The organism is Prosthecobacter sp., assembly GCF_034366625.1.
Taxonomy (GTDB): domain Bacteria; phylum Verrucomicrobiota; class Verrucomicrobiia; order Verrucomicrobiales; family Verrucomicrobiaceae; genus Prosthecobacter.
This window is the reverse complement of record NZ_JAXMIH010000013.1, coordinates 1-16,561: the sequence shown is the minus strand read 5'-3', so window position 1 is coordinate 16,561 and position 16,561 is coordinate 1. Positions and strand designations below refer to the sequence as shown.

The following is a 16,561-nucleotide window of genomic DNA, read 5'->3' as shown; positions in this document are numbered from 1 at the left end:
TTTGACCATGAAACCGGAACAAATCACCGCCTGGGCGCTCGAAGAAGCCAGCGCCGAAGAACGCCAGCAGTTTGAGGCGGAACTGCGCGACAATCCCACGGCAAAACAGACCGCCGAGGAGACCAAAGAATTCTGCCACTTCCTGCTCGCCGAATTGCGCGATGAATCACTCGCGCTCACGGATGAGCAAAGGGAACGATTGAAGACGCAGCCGACTTCTTCAGTGGAGCGACCTGGCAAACACAATCCTGCGCAACGCACACGCTGGCATACGGGTGTCGTCGTACGACTTGCGTTGGCGGCTTGTGTTGCCTTGGGTGGCTTTTGGACGTGGAGTGTCGTGCAGTCGCGTTCGACCAAGACGGAGGCTGTCGCGGCAGTGGATGTTTTGCGCCAGATAACCGTGAACATGCGCCGCAGCGAAGTGACCGAGGCTAAATCCGAGTCAGAAGTCCGCATCCTCGCGGAAAAGCCAGTGAAGGCGGTCGATCCGCTCAGCGGTCTCGTTGCTGGCAAAGAACTCGCGACCGCCCCGGCTCCTGTGCCCAGCCCGGAGATGCCGCGCATGCTGACGTTGAACGCAGGCCAGTCCACGATGACGACGAAGGATGTTGAGGAATTAAAGAAGATCCAGGATCAGCAGGCTTATGGCCTGACTTTTGGCGGAGCAGCGGCCATGCCTGCCACTGCGCAGCCCGGTTTGATCGCAGGTACTGGCGGCATAACCAGTTTCGCTGCTACGGGATCGAACAGTGTGACCGTGCCTGGGCAAATCGATGCCATTTTAGACACCACTGCCGATGTTGGTGGCATGACCAGGGTTGGCAATGGCACGCTGAAATTGGAGAAATCAGGCGCTGGCACGCTCACACTCAGCGGCAACAACACCTATACCGGGGCAACGACCGTCAATGCTGGCAGACTTACCGTTAACGGAGGAACCACCATCACTTCGGGGGGTATCGTCGCTGACAGCAGAACCATGCCGCCGGGGAACATTCCTTCCATGCTGACTGTGAGCGCCGGTGCTGCCAGCACGCCTGCGTCTCCGCCCGTCGTGATGAACCCGCAGCCGGTTGCTGGTGATGTGGGCAAGGGGCTTCTCCTGGCTGGCAGTTCGGTTGAAATCGGCAACTACGATCAGGCGATTTCGCAGTATCAAGATGTGCTGCGCACAGATCCTTACAACACCGCTGCCCGGAGTGGCATGGAGGCTGTCGAGAAAAAACGCATGGAGTATTTCAAAGCGGCTTATGACAACCAACGTGCCAAAATGCTGGCACAGGTGGATGAGCCTTGGGAAAACAAGGTGCCGAGATCGGATGCCTATTATCTCGGCAAAGATGTGAAGACTGAAGAGGCTGAAAGCATCGCCCGGCAAAAACAACACGACCCAACTTCCAACGAATCCTACACGCGCATCGTCGAGAACGAGCTGAAGGACGTGGCGCGGGAGCCGCTTTCGACGTTGTCGATTGATGTTGATACGGCTTCGTATGCGAACGTGCGGCGGTTCTTGAACCAGAACACGATTCCGCCTGCTGACGCGGTGCGGATTGAAGAGCTGATCAATTATTTCCCGACGGCGGAAGAGGGACCGGCACCTGATGCGAAGGAGCCATTCGGCGTGCGGTTGGAGCTGGCACCGTGCCCATGGCAGCCGGCGCATCGACTGGCACGCATCGCGATCAAAGGCCGCGAACTCGGCAACGAGCGCAAGGCGAGCAATCTGGTGTTCCTGGTGGATGTCTCCGGCTCGATGAACGAGCCAGACAAGCTGCCGCTGGTGCAGCAATCACTACGCATGCTCACCGAACAGCTCGGGGAAGGGGATCGCGTGACGATGGTGGTCTATGCGGGCAGCAGCGGCCTCGTTCTGCCGCCGACGAATGGCGAGAAGAAGAGCGAAATACTGGCTGCCATCGACAAATTGCAGGCCGGTGGCAGCACACATGGCAGTGCGGGCATCCAACTGGCCTATGAGCAGGCGGTGGCCGGTTTTATCAAGGAGGGCGTGAACCGCGTGATCCTTTGCACGGACGGAGATTTCAACGTCGGCGTCAGTTCCCCGGAGGAATTGGAGAAACTCATCACGAAGAAGGCCAAAAGCGGCGTCTTCCTGAGTGTGCTGGGCTTTGGCAGCGGTAACTTGAAGGATCGCACGATGGAAACGCTGGCCGACAAGGGCAACGGCAACTACGCCTACATCGACAGCCTCAGCGAGGCACGGAAGGTGCTCGTCGAGCAGATGAGTGGCACGCTCGTCACCATCGCGAAGGATGTCAAAATTCAGGTCGAGTTCAATCCGGCCGCCGTGCGCAGCTATCGCCTCATCGGTTATGAAAACCGCCTGCTGGCCAAGGAAGATTTCAATGATGACACCAAAGACGCGGGTGAAATCGGCGCAGGTCACAGCGTGGTGGCCTTGTATGAAGTCGTGCCCGCGAATTTGCCGCCCGGAGCCGGACCGCGGCCTGCGGTGGACAGTTTGAAGTATCAAACGCCCGCCGTTGCACCAGCCCAGCTCGCCGATGTGGCGAAAAGCGGCGAGATGATGACGGTGAAGCTGCGCTACAAGGAGCCGGACGGAAACACGAGCCGCCTGCTCGAAGTGCCGGCCAAGGATGAAGGCAAAACGCTCACGGCGAGTAGCGAGGAGTTCAAATTCAGTGCCGCTGTGGCCGGATTCGGCCTGTTGCTGCGTGATTCGGCCTACCAAGGCACGCTGAGCTGGGAAACGGTGCGCAGGCTTGCTCTTGATGGCAAGGGCACGGACAAGCTCGGCTATCGTGGCGAGTTTTTGCAGCTCATCGACAAGGCGCGTGGCTTGAAGGAAACGCGGCCGTGACGCATGAGTTTTGTAGTTCCGCCTTAAGGCGGTTCTGAGCCGGCTAAAGCCGGGACTACAATACAGCCATGCATCCGAGGTTGAATCGTCTTCGAGTCACGTTATGAAACCCGCATGGAACTCATCAACAACACTCCCAATGTCCCGGCGGCGGTCGGACCTTACTCGCAGGCGGTGAAGCAGGGCTTCTTTCTGTTTTGCTCCGGTCAGATCCCGATTGATCCGGCGGCGGGAAAGATTGTGGCGCAGGATGTGGAAGGGCAGGCGAAGCAGGTGCTGGCGAACATTCGTGCGTTGCTGGAGTCGCAGGGATTGAAGATGAAGGATGTCGTGAAGGCGACGGTGTTCCTGCAAAGCATGGCGGATTTCCCCAAAGTGAATCCGCTCTACGAAGCGGCGTTTGAAGGCCACAAACCGGCGCGTTCGACGGTGGCGGTGGCCGGGCTGCCGCTGGGAGCGCTGATCGAGATCGAGGTGATCGCGGCGCTCGGTTGATCACCTCAATCTACAAGGCGCGCCGGAGGAAGGTTTTTTCCTCGGGAAGCAGCAGCGCGGGTGAGATGCGTTCGACGAGACGGAAAATCTTGCCTGCATCGCCGCCGGTCAGTTTCAAGAGGGCGGCGTACACCGCGCGTTCTCCTGCGGGGAGTGTTTCTGGCTTGGAGACATGAGGCAGCGCCTCGCGCATCAGGTCGGGCTGCCCCTGGCGGTAGGCGGCGAAGGCGCGCAGCAGGTTCAGGCGGTCCGTGCGTGAAGCCTCATCGGGTTTGGACCAGCGTGACAGCTCTTGCTGAACGATTTCGAGATCCACACCGAGCAACAACTGGAGGTAAAGTTTTTGACTCAGAAGCGGTGTGCTTTCAGGCTTCAATGCCAGGAGTCTGGAGCAGGTCTTGAGCATGCCTGGGCCGTCATGCTGATATTCGGCCATTTGATAGACCTTGGCGAGCATGGCCTCCTGGGTGTGTGAATGCTTGTTGGCAATGGCTTGATAGCAGTTCTGCGCCAGATCCCACTGGTTGAGTTTTTCCGCGAGAGTTCCCGCCTGGAGGGTCGTGGACAGATCATCGCCGCGCCCGGCTTCCTCAAAGATGCGCGCCAGCGTCTGACGTGCACGTGCGGGATCGGGATGCAGGTGGATTTGCACCTCCACCTGCCAGAGACGGATTTTCTGCGCGGGGAAGGCGGAATCAATGCCGCCAGAGGTGAGGAGTTTGTTGAGGTCCTGCCATTTACCCTCGCCACGCAGGGCGTTGACGTAGTGGGGCAGGAGGTCGGTGTAGCGCGCGGCAGTCTGGGCAGGAACCATGCGCAGAATGCGTGCGTATTCACGCTCTTCTGCCAGCCATGCCACAAGCGGTGTGGTTTGCGACGGCGGCCGGTCTTTCCAGCGCGTGATTTCCTGGTCGATGATGTCGGCGCGCAGATACGGGCTGAGGCGCATCCGGGCGGAAAGCATGATGAGCCGGGTGGTTTCACGCCTGGTGGCGGTGGCCGGTGTGGTCTCGACGATCTGGGACAGTTCATCGGCCTGCGGAACGGTGAGTTCCTTGGTGGTGGCCAGCAGTTCGATGGCAGCGAGGGGGTCGGGGTTTCCAGTTCGTGCCATCTGCCAGAGACGCTCACGCACGGCGCTGCGTCGTGAGGGATCGTTGCTGGAAAGATCCATGACGGCCAGTTGCAGCATGCTTCCTGAATCATTCGGGCTGCTCTGCAAGGCTTCACGCCGGGCTTCGATGGCCAGTTCGTAAAGCCCGTCAGCTTTGAGGAGGTCGGAGTGAAGTTCCAGGCCATGCCGTTTCTGGCGTGCTTCTGATGGAAGGTGATCGTAAATTTCCCTCGCCTTGGAGGTTTCGCCGAGCCGGGCATGCATTTTTCCCATGAGCGCCAGATCGTCGGCTGTGGCAGCCCCCGCCTCCTGCAATTGCCGGATGAGACCAATGGTGCCGCGTGGATCGCCGCCGATGCCGGTGATGAATTCCAGGCAGGCGCGGATGACATCCGGGTCACCCGGGGCCCAGCGTCTGGCGTCGCGCATGGCCGCCGCCGCCTGCTGCCAGTTTTGATCTTTGAGATGCTGCCTCAGTTCTGACAGATGGCGCCGTCCCAACCATTGCTTGGTGAGCTTGGTGGCATGCGGATAGGCAAACCAGCAGGCGGCTCCGAAGGCGAGCATGACCGAGGTGAAAAACAGCAGCTTGCGCTGCTCACGCCGGGCGCTCTCAGCGCCGCTGCCGGGCTGAGGGGGCATGCTGTGGATGGGGGGCGTGCTCATGGCATGCTGATCGGATCATGGCACCGGGAGATCAAGGACACAGCGGAAACCCAGATCGGCGCGGGAGGCGTTCTTGAGGGCGTGGTTGCGGGCGGAGGTGAGCAGCGTGTCTTTGTCATAAGCCAGCCAGCTTCCACCGCGGATGACACGTTCTTCGGGTGCTCCAGGCCAGGAGTCCTCACACCATTCGGAGACGTTGCCGCCCATTTCGTACAGGCCGATGGCATTGGACGTCGAGCTGTTCACGGGAGCGGTGTAAGAGTAACTGTCGGCGGTGCCTGGAATCTTGGTGGCATCCAGATTGGCTGCGAGCGTCGGCGGCTTCCAGTCATCCGGTTTGGGAGTCCATGGGAAATGGGTTTTGTCTCCGAGATGACGTGCGGCAGGATCGGCACCCGGTTCATTTTTCAAACCAGCGGCAAGGCTCCATTCGGAGTCGCGCGGCAGGCGGTAGGTGGCGGTGGCGGGAATGAGCTTGCTGGCGCGGTCGCGTTCTGTCAGCCAGGCGCAAAAAGCGGCGGCCTCCTCCCAGGAAACACCGGCGGCGGGGTGGTTGCCACCGAGGAGGAAGGAGGGTTTTTTGCTCCAGACGCGTCCGGTGTCGCGCAGCCAGGCTTCGAAGTCGCGCACGCAGGTCTCGGTGGCGCAGATGAGCGGGCCGCCTTTTTCTTGAAGCGGAACAAAGCGCATGCCCAGGGCATTGAGGAAGGTGCTGCCGTCAGCCGTCGCTGGTTTCAGGCTGGCGGGGTCGGGCAGCGCGTCATCACCGCCCTTGCCCAGCATTTTTTTACGCAACTCCTCCACGGCGGCGGTGTCCACCTTGCGGCTTTCGGTCATCGCTTTCATGCGTTCTTCAATGGCCTGTTTCTTCTCCGCATCGGACGCGGCGAGCAGGCTGGCGGTGCGGCGTTTGTCCTCAAACACGCAGCGGAAGCCGGTGGTGGGCGCACGCAGATCCACCGGCACGGTGTACTGGTAGCCAGAGGTGAGACATTCGGCGCGGAAGTAGGCCCAGGAGCCGCCGCGAAGAATCCCGGTCGGCTGGGCGCGAATCTCCATGGGCTGGGTCCATTCCCAGACATTGCCAGCGAGGTCGTAAACACCTTCTGCCGAAGGAGCAAAACTGCCCACCGGGGCGGTGTACGGATGTCCATCGCTGTAGCCGGGGATCTCGCCATCGGCAAAGTTGGCGGTCTTGGAGGACGGCGGCCACTCCTGGCCCCAGGGGTAGATTCGATCATCCAGCATGCGATCTTCAGCGGTGAGACCTGCTTTTTTTCGGCCACGAGCCAGGCCTACTGCGGCGTCCCATTCATCAGGTGTCGGCAGGCGATAGCTCTGGGAACCGTCGATCAGTCTCTTCTCGCGCTCGGTTTCGGTGAGCCAGTTGCAGAAGGCCACGGCGTCCTGAAGGTTGACCCCCACCACAGGATGCTCAGGAGTCTGCTGAAAATGCGTCTGATAGGACCATGGGTGTTTTTTCTGCCGCAGGAACTCGTTCCATTCCGAGAGACGCGTTTCCCACACGGCCACCAGCACCGTGGTGCCGGGTACGCTCACAAAGCGTGTGCCCAGGCTGCTGGCGTGTGGTTTGGCGGTGCCGCTTCCGTCTGTCGGGGATGCAATCTGTGCGCTGGCTGTGAGGCAAGCGGCCAGACAGGCGAAAACAGCAGGCAGGCATGGCTTGAAGGAGGTCATGGCGCACTTGGTAAATGGAAAGCGGGGGGAGTTCATCCGAAAAATCAGCCAATGGCTGGCTGGGATCTGATCGTGCGAGGAGCAAATCGCACATGCGAGCAAAGGTGGGTGTCAAACTGTTAACACGCAGAGGAACTTTATTCTTTGCGCTGGTAATGAGCATGGTACAGTCACGCTCCTTTTTTGAAAAATGCCGCACCAACCCCGGCGGGAAAGCATGGCCGCCTTGTGAGCGACCAATGGCGGCAGCGTGCTCGCGTTGCTTTTGAAGCATGATTGTCCTTGGACTCAATGCCTACCACGGCGATTCCTCTGCTGCTCTCGTCCAAGACGGCAAACTCATTGCTGCGGCGGAAGAAGAGCGTTTCCGGCGCATCAAGCACTGGTCCGGCCTGCCGACCGAGGCCATGAAGTGGTGCCTCGCTGACGCAGGCCTCACGCTTGGCGATGTCGATCACATCGCCATCAACCGCAATCCGAAGGTCAACAACCTGCGTCGTGCTCTTTACGTCCTGCGCCGCCGTCCCAGCCTCAGCCTCATCTTCAAGCGCCTCGCCAACATCAAACGCGCTGGAACTTTCGAAGACGCCGTGCAGGCGGCTTTCCCAGGTGAAAATCTGCGTGCCCAGGTTCATCGTGTGGAGCATCACCTGGCACATCTGGCCTCCGCCTTTCTCGTCTCTGCGTTTGATGAGGCGGTTTGCCTCTCCGTCGATGGCTTTGGCGATTTCGCCAGTTCCGCGTGGGGCATGGGGAAGGGGAATGACATTCAAATCGATGGTCGCGTCTATTTCCCGCATTCGCTCGGCATCTTCTACAGCGTCATCACGCAGTTCATCGGCTTCCCCTACTTTGGCGATGAGTACAAGGTCATGGGTCTCGCTCCCTACGGTGAGCCGAAGTATCTCGACGAGATGCGCGAACTCGTGAAGGTACGGCCCGACGGCACCTTTCGGCTGAATTTGAAATACTTTCGCCATCACGACGAAGACGTTCATTACACCTGGGACAACTGCTCTCCCGAAGTCGGCACGCTCTACAAGAAGGAGCCGATGGAGGCTCTCTTTGGCCCGCAGCGTGAAAAGGGGGCCGCCTTGGAGCAGAAGCACCGCGACCTCGCCCGCAGTGCGCAGGCCATGTATGAAGAGGCCTTCTTTGCGATGCTGCAATCCCTGCACGCGAAGTACCAGTGCGATGATCTCACCCTCTCCGGCGGCTGCGCGATGAATTCCGTCGCCAACGGCAAGGTGTACCTCAACTCGCCCTTCAAGCGCATGTATCTGCCCGCCTCCGCCGGTGATGCCGGCGGGGCCATTGGTTCCGCTTTCGTCGTCTCCAGGCAGTTCCATCGCGAAAAATTTGTCATGGACCACGCTTATGTCGGTCCATGCACCAACGACATCGAGATCAAAACTTTGCTGGATGCCCGCGCCACCGACATCCAGAGCGAGAACTGCACCGTGCGCCGCTTTGATGACGAAGGCGAGCTCTGCCAGACCACCGCCACCGCCATCACCGAAGGCAAAGTCATCGGCTGGTTCCAAGGCCGCATGGAATGGGGCCCCCGCGCCCTCGGCAACCGCTCCATCCTCGGCGATCCGCGCCGCGCCGACATGAAGGACATCCTCAACCTCAAGATCAAGCGCCGCGAGTCCTTCCGACCTTTCGCCCCCAGCATCATGCGCGAGCATGTGAGCGAATGGTTCGAGCAGGACGACGACGTGCCCTTCATGATGGAAGTTTTCCAGGTGCGGCAGGACAAACGCGCGCAAATCCCCGCCACCACGCATGTCGATGGTTCCGGTCGTCTTCAGACAGTCCACAAAGCGACCAATCCTCGCTACCATCGCCTGATCGAAAGTTACCGCCAGATCACCGGTGTGCCGATGGTGCTGAACACCAGCTTCAACGAAAACGAACCCGTCGTCTGCAAGCCTCAGGAAGCCCTCGACTGCTTCCTGCGCACAAAGATGGATGTACTCGTTCTCAACGACTGGATGGTCACAAGATCATGAAAGGCATCATCCTCGCAGGCGGCACCGGTTCGCGTCTTTATCCGCTGACCCAGGTTGCCTCCAAACAACTCCAGCCGGTTTATGACAAGCCGATGGTCTATTACCCGCTCACGGTGCTCATCGCCTCCGGCATCCGTGAGTTTTGTCTCATCTCCACGCCGCATGATCTGCCGCGTTTCCGTCAGTTGCTCGGTGATGGGTCTCAGTGGGGGATTTCCATCGAATATCGTGAGCAGGCAAAGCCCGAAGGCATCGCACAGGCGTTTTTGATCGCTGAATCGTTCATCGGCAAAGATCCCGTCACGTTGATCCTCGGTGACAACATTTTCTTCGGCGGCGACGCCTTCCCGCGCGCCTTTGCCGAGTTCAAATCAGGGGCCACCATCTTCGCCTACCATGTCACGGATCCTGAACGCTACGGCGTGGTCGAGTTTGATGCCGAGGGCAGGGCGATCTCGCTCGAAGAAAAGCCCGCCCATCCCCGCAGCAACTACGCCGTGCCTGGCGTCTATCTCTACGACAACGATGTCGTCTCCATCGCCCATGCGATGAAGTCATCTCCGCGTGGCGAGCTTGAAATCACTGACGTGAACAAAGAGTACCTCCGTCGCGGCACCCTGCGCGTGCAGCGCCTCAGCCGCGGCACCGCCTGGCTCGATGCCGGCACCAGCAGCAGCCTGCACGAAGCCTCCGCCTATGTGCAGACCATCGAAAAGCGCCAGGGCATGAAACTCGGCTGCCCGGAGGAGGCCGCCCTCTATCGTGGCTTTCTCCCACTGGAGAGATTTGAGGCGCTCGTCGCCGACCTGCCGAAATGCGAATACCGGAACTACCTCGCCGAAGTCGCCGCCGAGGTACGCCGCGTCGGCATCAAAAGCGCCTGATCCCCATGGCTCCGCATCCTGTTCTTGCCAATCGTTACGCCTTTCCCGAGGAGCGGCCCGGCTACGTCAAACAGCTCTTCGATCACGGCGCGGAACATTACGACCCCGTCGTTGGCTGGGGCTTTTTCGGCACTGGCAATCTGTACCGCAAAACGGCGCAGAGCCGCCACGGCCTCAAGCCCGGCATGCGATTGCTTGATGTCGCCTGCGGCACCGGCCTGATGGCCGTCGCGGCCAAGGAGGTGCTCGGTGGTGATGACACCATCACCTGCGTCGAACCCAGCGACGGCATGCTGGCTGTCGCACGGAAAAAACTCAACGCCCGCTTCATTCAAAGCGGCGCGGAGAGCATGCCGCTGGAGGACAACACCTTCGATTTCCTCACCGTCGGCTACGCCTTGCGGCACTTCGCTGATCTGGAGGCCACTTTTCGTGAATTTCATCGCGTCTTGAAGCCCGGCGGCCGCGTGCTCATTCTGGAGGCCACGCGCCCTGCGGGAAAGATCGGCTCCGCGCTCTTCAAGCTCTACTTCGGCACCGTCTATCCCTTCTTGGCCCGTCTGCTGACCCGCAGCCACAAGGCGGAGGAGATGATGGTCTATTTCTGGGAGACCATGGACACCTGCGTGCGCCCTGAGTCCGTCGTCGCCGCGTTCCAGGCCGCCGGATTCACCGAAGCCCGCCGCATTCCCCTCATGGGAATCTTCAGCGAGTACACCGCTGTCAAAGCATGAACCTGCTCATCACCGGCGGCGCGGGCTTCATCGGCTCCAATCTCATCCGCCATGTCATCGACAAGCCGGAGATCACCAAGCTCGTCAATCTCGACAGCCTCACCTACGCCGGTCATCTCGAAAACCTCGACGGCATTCACGGCGTCCATCTGCGTTACATCTTCGAGAAGGTCGATCTGCGCAACAAAGACGAAGTCCTCCGCGTCGTCCGCCAGCATGACATCACCCACGTCATGCACCTCGCCGCTGAATCCCATGTCGATCGCAGCATCTCCGGCCCCGGCGACTTCATCACCACCAACATCAACGGCACCTTTCACCTCCTCGAAGCCTGCCGCTCCCACTGGCAAACCAGGAACCAGGAACCAGGAACGAAGAACCTCTTTCTTCACGTCTCCACCGACGAGGTCTTTGGCTCCCTCGGCCCCACCGGCTTCTTCACGGAAGAAACGTCCTACGCTCCGAACTCGCCCTACTCCGCCAGCAAGGCCGCCAGCGACATGCTTGTGCGAGCCTACCACCACACCTACGGCCTGCCCACGCTCATCACCAACTGCTCGAACAACTACGGCCCCTTTCAGTTTCCTGAGAAGCTCATCCCCGTCGTCATTCAGAGCATCCTCGCCCGTCAGTCCATCCCTGTGTATGGCGATGGCATGAACGTGCGCGACTGGCTCTATGTCGGCGATCATTGCGAGGCTCTTTGGACCGTTCTCACTGCTGGCAAGCCCGGCGAGACCTACAACATCGGCGGCCATAACGAGAAGGCCAATCTCCACCTCGTTCGGCTCATCTGCGATCTCATCGACGAGATGCAGCCCGCCCTCGGCGGCAGCTCGCGTGATTTGATCACCTTCGTCACCGACCGCCCCGGCCATGACCGCCGCTACGCCATCGACGCCGGGAAAATCGAGCGCGACCTCGGCTGGGTGCCCGCGCACACCTTTGAAACCGGCATCCGTGAAACGGTGGCGTGGTATCTGCAAAACCAGGCGTGGTGTCAGTCGGTGCTTTCACGGCACTAGTGGCATCCCGTTCCGCGGCTTCTCAATATCTTGTTTCACATGGATGCCAGTCAATCTGACGGGAGAAATCGGCGGGTGCGTCTGCTGATTTATGCTCATTACTTTGTGCCCAGCGTCGGTGGCGTTGAGACCGTGGTGCTTGCTCTGGCGGCGGGATTGACGACGCATGAGACCGGCTATGAGGTCATCGTCGTCACACAGACCCGGCGTGGGGAGCACGATGATGATTCCCTGCCTTATCAGGTGGTGCGTTGTCCGTCGTGGTTGCGGTTATGGCGTTTGATTCAGAAGGTGGATGTGGTGCATGCGGCGGGCACGGCGATCGGCCCGGTGGTGCTGGGGCTGCTGGCGCGCAAGCCGGTGGTCGTCGAGCACCACGGCTTTCAGGCCATCTGCCCGAATGGCCAGTTGCTGCAACAGCCGCAGGACATGCCATGCCCCGGTCATTTCATGGCTGGAAACCACGCTGCCTGCCTGCGTTGCAGCCCCCGGCGCGCCGGGTGGACCACGTTCAGGCTCTGGCTGTTCACGTTCGTACGTCGTTGGTTGTGCCGGCAGGTGGCCGTCAATCTAGTGCCGACGGGCTGGCTGGGCGGCTTGCTGCGGCTGCCACGCACCGAGATAGTTCATCACGGTGTGATCACGCCGCAGGCTCTGCCGGAGCCCGCCGCGCACGAGGCCGCGTGCGTTCTGTTCATCGGCCGGCTGGTCAAGCCCAAGGGCGTTCACATCCTGTTGCAGGCCGTTCAAAGTCTGCATGAGCGCGGCATGCGCTTTCAAACATGCATCGTGGGCGATGGCCCTGAGCGTGCGTTGCTCGAGGAAAGAATGCGTTCGGACGAATCTGGCGCAGTGGTGCGGTTTCTCGGCAAATTGGCGGAGGCAGACCTGCCTGAGGTTTTACGCCAGGCTTGCGTGCTGGTCGTTCCGTCGCTGGGAGGCGAGGTGTTTGGCATGGTCGTGTTGGAAAACATGGCGCGAGGCATTCCAGTCATCGCCTCGGACATCGGCGCGTTTCAGGAAGTCATGGGTGACGCGGGCGTTTCCTTCCAGACAGGGGATGCGGACGACCTCGCCAGGCATCTTGCCGCAGTGCTCAATGATCGTGATCTGTCTGCTCGTTTGGCGGAATCCTCTGCCCGCCGGGCCTCGGAGTTCACGCTCCGGCGCATGGTGGATGAGCACGCGTGCATTTACTGTCGTCTGGCGGACGGCAGGCCGCAGGAAATGAGCCACGCATGAACTTGCTCAAGCCATGGTTTGTCTTTCGTCCTCAACAACTGCTTCTGCGCATCCTCCGGCAGTTTTACCTGCCTGCGGAGGCCGTGGTGCGGCTGCCGTGGGGGCTGCCGCTCGCCATCCGGCCTCGCATGGCCATCGGGCGGGCCATCTGGCACACCGGACTTTACGATCTCGCCGTCACCGAGGCATTGCATCGTCTCGTGATGCCCGGTGCTGTGTGTCTCGATGTCGGGGCGAACATCGGCTGTCTCACCGGACTGATGGCGCTGCGTGCTGGCAGCGCTGGCAGTGTGACGGCCTTCGAGCCTTTCGAGTCCAGTCATCGCCAGTTGGTTCACAACCTGCGTCTCGCCGAATCAGCCGTGAAGACTCTCGCCCCGGTCACCGTGCATCGTCTGGGATTGAGCGATCACACGGGCACTGCCAGCCTGGTGTTTGAGGATGTGGAAAAAAACGTCGATGTGCAGGTCAACGAAGGCACGCCCTATGTCGGAGCCGCCACCGATTCCAATCGCGCTGTGCCCATCGAAATCTCCCGGCTCGATGATGTGCTTGGTGCTGCCAAAGTGGATGTCATGAAACTGGATGTCGAAGGCCATGAGCTTGCCGTGCTGCACGGTGCGTCCGCGGCACTCGCCGGGTGCCGCATCACCAGCATCGTCTTTGAGGATCACGCCACCGGTCCACGCAGCCCCGTCCGCGCCCTGCTTGAAGAGGCGGGGTATCAGATTCGCCGGCTTGCCTGGACGCTCGCAGGCCCCGGATTGCTGGCGAGTGATGAGGAAGAGGTGCCGCATCGTCAGGAATCGCCGAATTATCTCGCCACGCTCGATCCACAGGTGCTCCCGCGTCTGGAAGCCCCTGGTTGGCAGTGTCTTAAAGCCGCATGAACGCCTCCGCCCTGGCCGCACGCTGTCCCGGCTTCATCCGGCATCCCTTGGAGCGTGTTCTCGCCTCACCCTTGGGCGGCAGGCTCGCACGAGGAGCTTTCTGGTCCCTGGTCGGCACCGGTTTTTCCAAGGGCTGTTCCACCATCTCGTGGATCATCGTCGGGCGCATGCTGGGAAAGGAGAGCTTCGGTGAATTGAACATGGTGCAGAACACCGTCGGCATGTTTGGAGCCGCCGCAGGGCTGGGCATGGGCATGGCCGCTGCCAAATACGTCGCCGAGTATCGCAGGACCGACCCGCAACGAGCCGGACGCTTCATCGGCCTCGCCAGCACCGCCACCTGGATCACCTCGGCTGTTCTCGCAGTCGTGCTCGTGCTGCTCGCTCCCTGGCTGGCGCGGGAGACGCTCGGTGCCCCGCATCTGGCCCCATGGCTGGCGCTTTCATCGCTGCTGCTGTTCTTCTCCGGCATTGCCGGTGCCCAGCAGGGCACGCTTGCAGGGTTCGAATCCTTCAAGGCCATCGCCAGCATCAATGTCATCGTCGGCCTCATCTCCTTTCCCCTGCTGCTCCTCGGAGCGCTTTGGGGTGGCGTGATCGGTGCCCTGTGGGCGCTCATCGCCAGTGCCGTGCTGAATTGCCTGTTAAATTTCATCCATGTGCGGCGGCAGACGCAGGCGCATCAGATCACCATCCGCTATCGCGGCTGCCTCAGCGAAGCCCGCGTCTTCTGGGACTTCAATCTCCCCGGCATGCTGAACACCGTGTTCAGCGCTGCCGTCGTCTGGGCCGTGGGAGCCATGCTCGTGCATCACAGCAGCAGCTTTGGCGATCTCGGCATCTACAACGCCGTCCAGCGCATGAAGCTCGTGCCGGAAAACCTTGCTGCCATGCTCCTCGCCCCCATGCTGCCCGTGCTGAGTGAAACCTTCGCCCGGCGTGACATGGCATCCTATGGCCGCACGCTGCTGGTCTCCTACACCATCGCCACGCTCACCATCGTTCCGGTGGCCCTCGTGCAGATCGCCGCCCCGTGGCTCACGCTGCTGCCTTTTGGTGCGGAGTATCGCGGTGGCGAGCCGGTCGTGCTCTGGGTCATGCTCGCCTCACTCACCTACGCGTTGCTCTGGCCCATGGGAAACATCTTCATCAGCATGGGGCGTCTCTGGTTCGCCCTGCTCGTCGGCTCCTTGCACAACGTGATCACCTTCAGTCTCTCCTGGTGGTTGATCCCGCGTTTCGGTGCCGCCGGTCTCGCGCTTGCCGCCGCCATCTCCCTGATTCTCTCCAATGTTCCGTCCGTGCTCCTGCTCAGAAAATCCTTTCCTCGTTTGCTGAACGAGGTTCGCTGGGGCCGCATGACGCTGCTGGTGCTCGCGCTCGTGCTTGTCTGCGAGTGTTCCTGGCGTTTTCTCTCTCACACCCAGGCGCTGTTGCTGGGGCTGGCCGCCGCCACAGGATTTGTGGTCTGGCTGTTGCAGCAGAGCCGGTTGACGGCGCGCACAAATCTCCCCGCGTAGCTTCTATCAGGTCAAAGTTTCCCACGTCATCATGCACGAGATCATCATCGAGCCCGGACGCGCCGAGGCCAATTACTGGCGCGACCTGTGGCGTTTCCGCGAGCTGTTCGGCTTCCTCGCCTGGCGCGACATCCTCGTGCGCTACAAGCAGACCGCCGTCGGCGTGGCCTGGGCCGTGTTGCGGCCGTTTTTAACGATGCTGGTCTTCGTGGCCATCTTCAGTCGTGTGGCCGGTCTGACCTCCACCGCCATGCCTTATTCCATTCTGGTGCTCGCTGGCATGCTTCCCTGGCAATTCTTCGCCACCGCCTTGTCCGAGGCCGGTTCCAGCCTCGTCAGCAACTCCAACCTCATCACCAAGATCTACTTCCCGCGCATCATCCTGCCGGCCAGCTCCGTCATCGTCGCGCTGGTGGACTTTGCCATCACGCTCGGCCTGCTGGCCGTGCTGATGCTCTGGCATCAGTTCCTGCCTTCCTGGAAGATCATCTTTCTGCCCGCCTTCATCCTCCTGGCCCTGGTGGCCGCGCTCGGGCCGGGACTGCTCATCACCGCGCTGAACGTGAAGTACCGCGACTTCCGCTACATCATCCCCTTCGTCGTGCAGTTCGGTCTGTACATCTCGCCCGTCGGCTTCAGTTCATCCGTCATCGCGGAAAAATTCGGCGACACCGCTCGCATGCTTTACTCGCTGAATCCCATGGTGGGTGTCATCGACGGCTTCCGCTGGTGCCTCGGCGACACCACCGCTTTTCACACGGCCTCCTTTGCCATCTCCGTCGTCATCAGCCTGCTCCTGCTCTGGCTCGGCGTGCGCTACTTCCGCCGCACGGAAAAAACGTTTGCGGACGTGATTTAGCAAAGCAGAAATGAAAAAGTAAAAATGGGAAATTCACTTCTTCCAGCACTCCCATTTCTGCTTTCTACTTTTCCATTTCCCATTTCCCATTTTTCCCAGACAATGAACGCCGGTCGGCTGCCACAGGAGTTCCGTGATCGCACGAAGGTTTTTGCATCGAAGATCATTCGTTTGTTTGTCGCTCTGCCCCGGAAACGTGAGGAAGTGGCCGTCATGGCAAGGCAGATGCTCCGTTCCGGCACTTCAGTGGCGGCGCACGTGCGGGAGGCTTCCAGAGCAAGATCCAATGATGAGTTTGTCTCAAAGCTCGGGGGTGCTCTCCAAGAGGCGGATGAAACCCAGTTCTGGCTGGAACTGCTGCGCGAAGACTGCGGCATCCCTGCGGTGCAAACTCAGCCCATCGAACAGGAGGCCGGCGAACTCATCGCCATCATGACCACCATGATCAACAGGACGAAAGAAAAGTAGAAAGCAGAAAGCAGAAAGCAGAAAGCAGAAAGCAGAAAGCAGAAAGCAGAAAGCAGAAAGCAGAAAGCAGAAAGCAGAAAGCAGAAAGCAGAAAGCAGAAAGC

General features: G+C 60.5%; 13 protein-coding genes. 11 read left to right on the top strand and 2 right to left on the bottom strand.

Annotation, left to right across the window (positions count from 1 at the left end; all coding sequences use genetic code 11):
• The first annotated feature begins 7 nt into the window (after positions 1–7).
• Positions 8–2,848 carry a von Willebrand factor type A domain-containing protein gene (locus U1A53_RS15760; protein ID WP_322282397.1) on the top strand — a complete coding sequence of 947 codons (2,841 nt, stop codon included), beginning with the start codon at positions 8–10 and terminating at the stop codon, positions 2,846–2,848.
• A gap of 114 nt (positions 2,849–2,962) precedes the next feature.
• Positions 2,963–3,343, top strand: coding sequence for a Rid family detoxifying hydrolase (locus U1A53_RS15755; RefSeq protein ID WP_322282395.1), 381 nt, complete (start codon positions 2,963–2,965; stop codon positions 3,341–3,343).
• A gap of 10 nt (positions 3,344–3,353) precedes the next feature.
• Here U1A53_RS15755 and U1A53_RS15750 read toward each other — a convergent pair whose 3' ends face one another.
• Together U1A53_RS15750 and U1A53_RS15745 are read right to left on the bottom strand one after the other, a co-directional pair.
• Positions 3,354–5,123, bottom strand: coding sequence for a hypothetical protein (locus U1A53_RS15750; protein ID WP_322282393.1), 1,770 nt, complete (start codon positions 5,121–5,123; stop codon positions 3,354–3,356).
• A 15-nt stretch (positions 5,124–5,138) separates the two neighbouring features.
• On the bottom strand, positions 5,139–6,821 hold the full coding sequence (locus U1A53_RS15745; protein WP_322282391.1) for an SUMF1/EgtB/PvdO family nonheme iron enzyme: 1,683 nt from the start codon (positions 6,819–6,821) through the stop codon (positions 5,139–5,141).
• A 272-nt stretch (positions 6,822–7,093) separates the two neighbouring features.
• Between U1A53_RS15745 and U1A53_RS15740 the strand changes: the two genes are divergently transcribed.
• The 9 genes from U1A53_RS15740 to U1A53_RS27090 are packed head-to-tail and all read left to right on the top strand — an operon-like array spanning position 7,094 to position 16,458.
• Positions 7,094–8,836 (top strand): carbamoyltransferase C-terminal domain-containing protein, encoded by a 1,743-nt coding sequence (locus tag U1A53_RS15740; protein ID WP_322282389.1) that lies wholly within the window; start codon positions 7,094–7,096, stop codon positions 8,834–8,836.
• Positions 8,833–9,720, top strand: coding sequence for a glucose-1-phosphate thymidylyltransferase RfbA (gene rfbA / locus U1A53_RS15735; protein WP_322282388.1), 888 nt, complete (start codon positions 8,833–8,835; stop codon positions 9,718–9,720). Before U1A53_RS15740 ends, rfbA begins: the two co-directional genes overlap by 4 nt.
• A 5-nt stretch (positions 9,721–9,725) precedes the next feature.
• On the top strand, positions 9,726–10,454 hold the full coding sequence (locus tag U1A53_RS15730; protein WP_322282386.1) for a class I SAM-dependent methyltransferase: 729 nt from the start codon (positions 9,726–9,728) through the stop codon (positions 10,452–10,454).
• The gene (rfbB, locus tag U1A53_RS15725) at positions 10,451–11,479 is read left to right on the top strand and encodes a dTDP-glucose 4,6-dehydratase (protein WP_322282384.1); all 1,029 of its coding nucleotides are present in this window, start codon (positions 10,451–10,453) and stop codon (positions 11,477–11,479) included. Before U1A53_RS15730 ends, rfbB begins: the two co-directional genes overlap by 4 nt.
• 39 nt (positions 11,480–11,518) lie before the next feature.
• Positions 11,519–12,721 carry a glycosyltransferase family 4 protein gene (locus tag U1A53_RS15720; RefSeq protein WP_322282382.1) on the top strand — a complete coding sequence of 401 codons (1,203 nt, stop codon included), beginning with the start codon at positions 11,519–11,521 and terminating at the stop codon, positions 12,719–12,721.
• A complete protein-coding gene (locus tag U1A53_RS15715; RefSeq protein ID WP_322282381.1) occupies positions 12,718–13,611 on the top strand; it encodes an FkbM family methyltransferase in 894 nt (297 codons plus the stop codon). The genes U1A53_RS15720 and U1A53_RS15715 overlap by 4 nt, the downstream gene beginning before the upstream one ends.
• Positions 13,608–15,131 carry an oligosaccharide flippase family protein gene (locus tag U1A53_RS15710; protein ID WP_322282379.1) on the top strand — a complete coding sequence of 508 codons (1,524 nt, stop codon included), beginning with the start codon at positions 13,608–13,610 and terminating at the stop codon, positions 15,129–15,131. Before U1A53_RS15715 ends, U1A53_RS15710 begins: the two co-directional genes overlap by 4 nt.
• Positions 15,132–15,162: 31 nt before the next feature.
• Positions 15,163–15,990, top strand: coding sequence for an ABC transporter permease (locus U1A53_RS15705; RefSeq protein ID WP_322282377.1), 828 nt, complete (start codon positions 15,163–15,165; stop codon positions 15,988–15,990).
• A gap of 24 nt (positions 15,991–16,014) precedes the next feature.
• Positions 16,015–16,458 (top strand): four helix bundle protein, encoded by a 444-nt coding sequence (locus U1A53_RS27090; protein ID WP_345786491.1) that lies wholly within the window; start codon positions 16,015–16,017, stop codon positions 16,456–16,458.
• Positions 16,459–16,561: the final 103 nt, after the last annotated feature.

What these genes read in the sequence shown, in the direction of transcription:
- U1A53_RS15760 (WP_322282397.1), top strand. Translation starts at nt 8, where the DNA reads ATGAAACCGGAACAAATCACCGCCTGGGCGCTCGAAGAAGCCAGCGCC.
- U1A53_RS15755 (WP_322282395.1), top strand. Translation starts at nt 2,963, where the DNA reads ATGGAACTCATCAACAACACTCCCAATGTCCCGGCGGCGGTCGGACCT.
- U1A53_RS15750 (WP_322282393.1), bottom strand. Translation starts at nt 5,123, where the DNA reads ATGAGCACGCCCCCCATCCACAGCATGCCCCCTCAGCCCGGCAGCGGC.
- U1A53_RS15745 (WP_322282391.1), bottom strand. Translation starts at nt 6,821, where the DNA reads ATGACCTCCTTCAAGCCATGCCTGCCTGCTGTTTTCGCCTGTCTGGCC.
- U1A53_RS15740 (WP_322282389.1), top strand. Translation starts at nt 7,094, where the DNA reads ATGATTGTCCTTGGACTCAATGCCTACCACGGCGATTCCTCTGCTGCT.
- rfbA (WP_322282388.1), top strand. Translation starts at nt 8,833, where the DNA reads ATGAAAGGCATCATCCTCGCAGGCGGCACCGGTTCGCGTCTTTATCCG.
- U1A53_RS15730 (WP_322282386.1), top strand. Translation starts at nt 9,726, where the DNA reads ATGGCTCCGCATCCTGTTCTTGCCAATCGTTACGCCTTTCCCGAGGAG.
- rfbB (WP_322282384.1), top strand. Translation starts at nt 10,451, where the DNA reads ATGAACCTGCTCATCACCGGCGGCGCGGGCTTCATCGGCTCCAATCTC.
- U1A53_RS15720 (WP_322282382.1), top strand. Translation starts at nt 11,519, where the DNA reads ATGGATGCCAGTCAATCTGACGGGAGAAATCGGCGGGTGCGTCTGCTG.
- U1A53_RS15715 (WP_322282381.1), top strand. Translation starts at nt 12,718, where the DNA reads ATGAACTTGCTCAAGCCATGGTTTGTCTTTCGTCCTCAACAACTGCTT.
- U1A53_RS15710 (WP_322282379.1), top strand. Translation starts at nt 13,608, where the DNA reads ATGAACGCCTCCGCCCTGGCCGCACGCTGTCCCGGCTTCATCCGGCAT.
- U1A53_RS15705 (WP_322282377.1), top strand. Translation starts at nt 15,163, where the DNA reads ATGCACGAGATCATCATCGAGCCCGGACGCGCCGAGGCCAATTACTGG.
- U1A53_RS27090 (WP_345786491.1), top strand. Translation starts at nt 16,015, where the DNA reads ATGGGAAATTCACTTCTTCCAGCACTCCCATTTCTGCTTTCTACTTTT.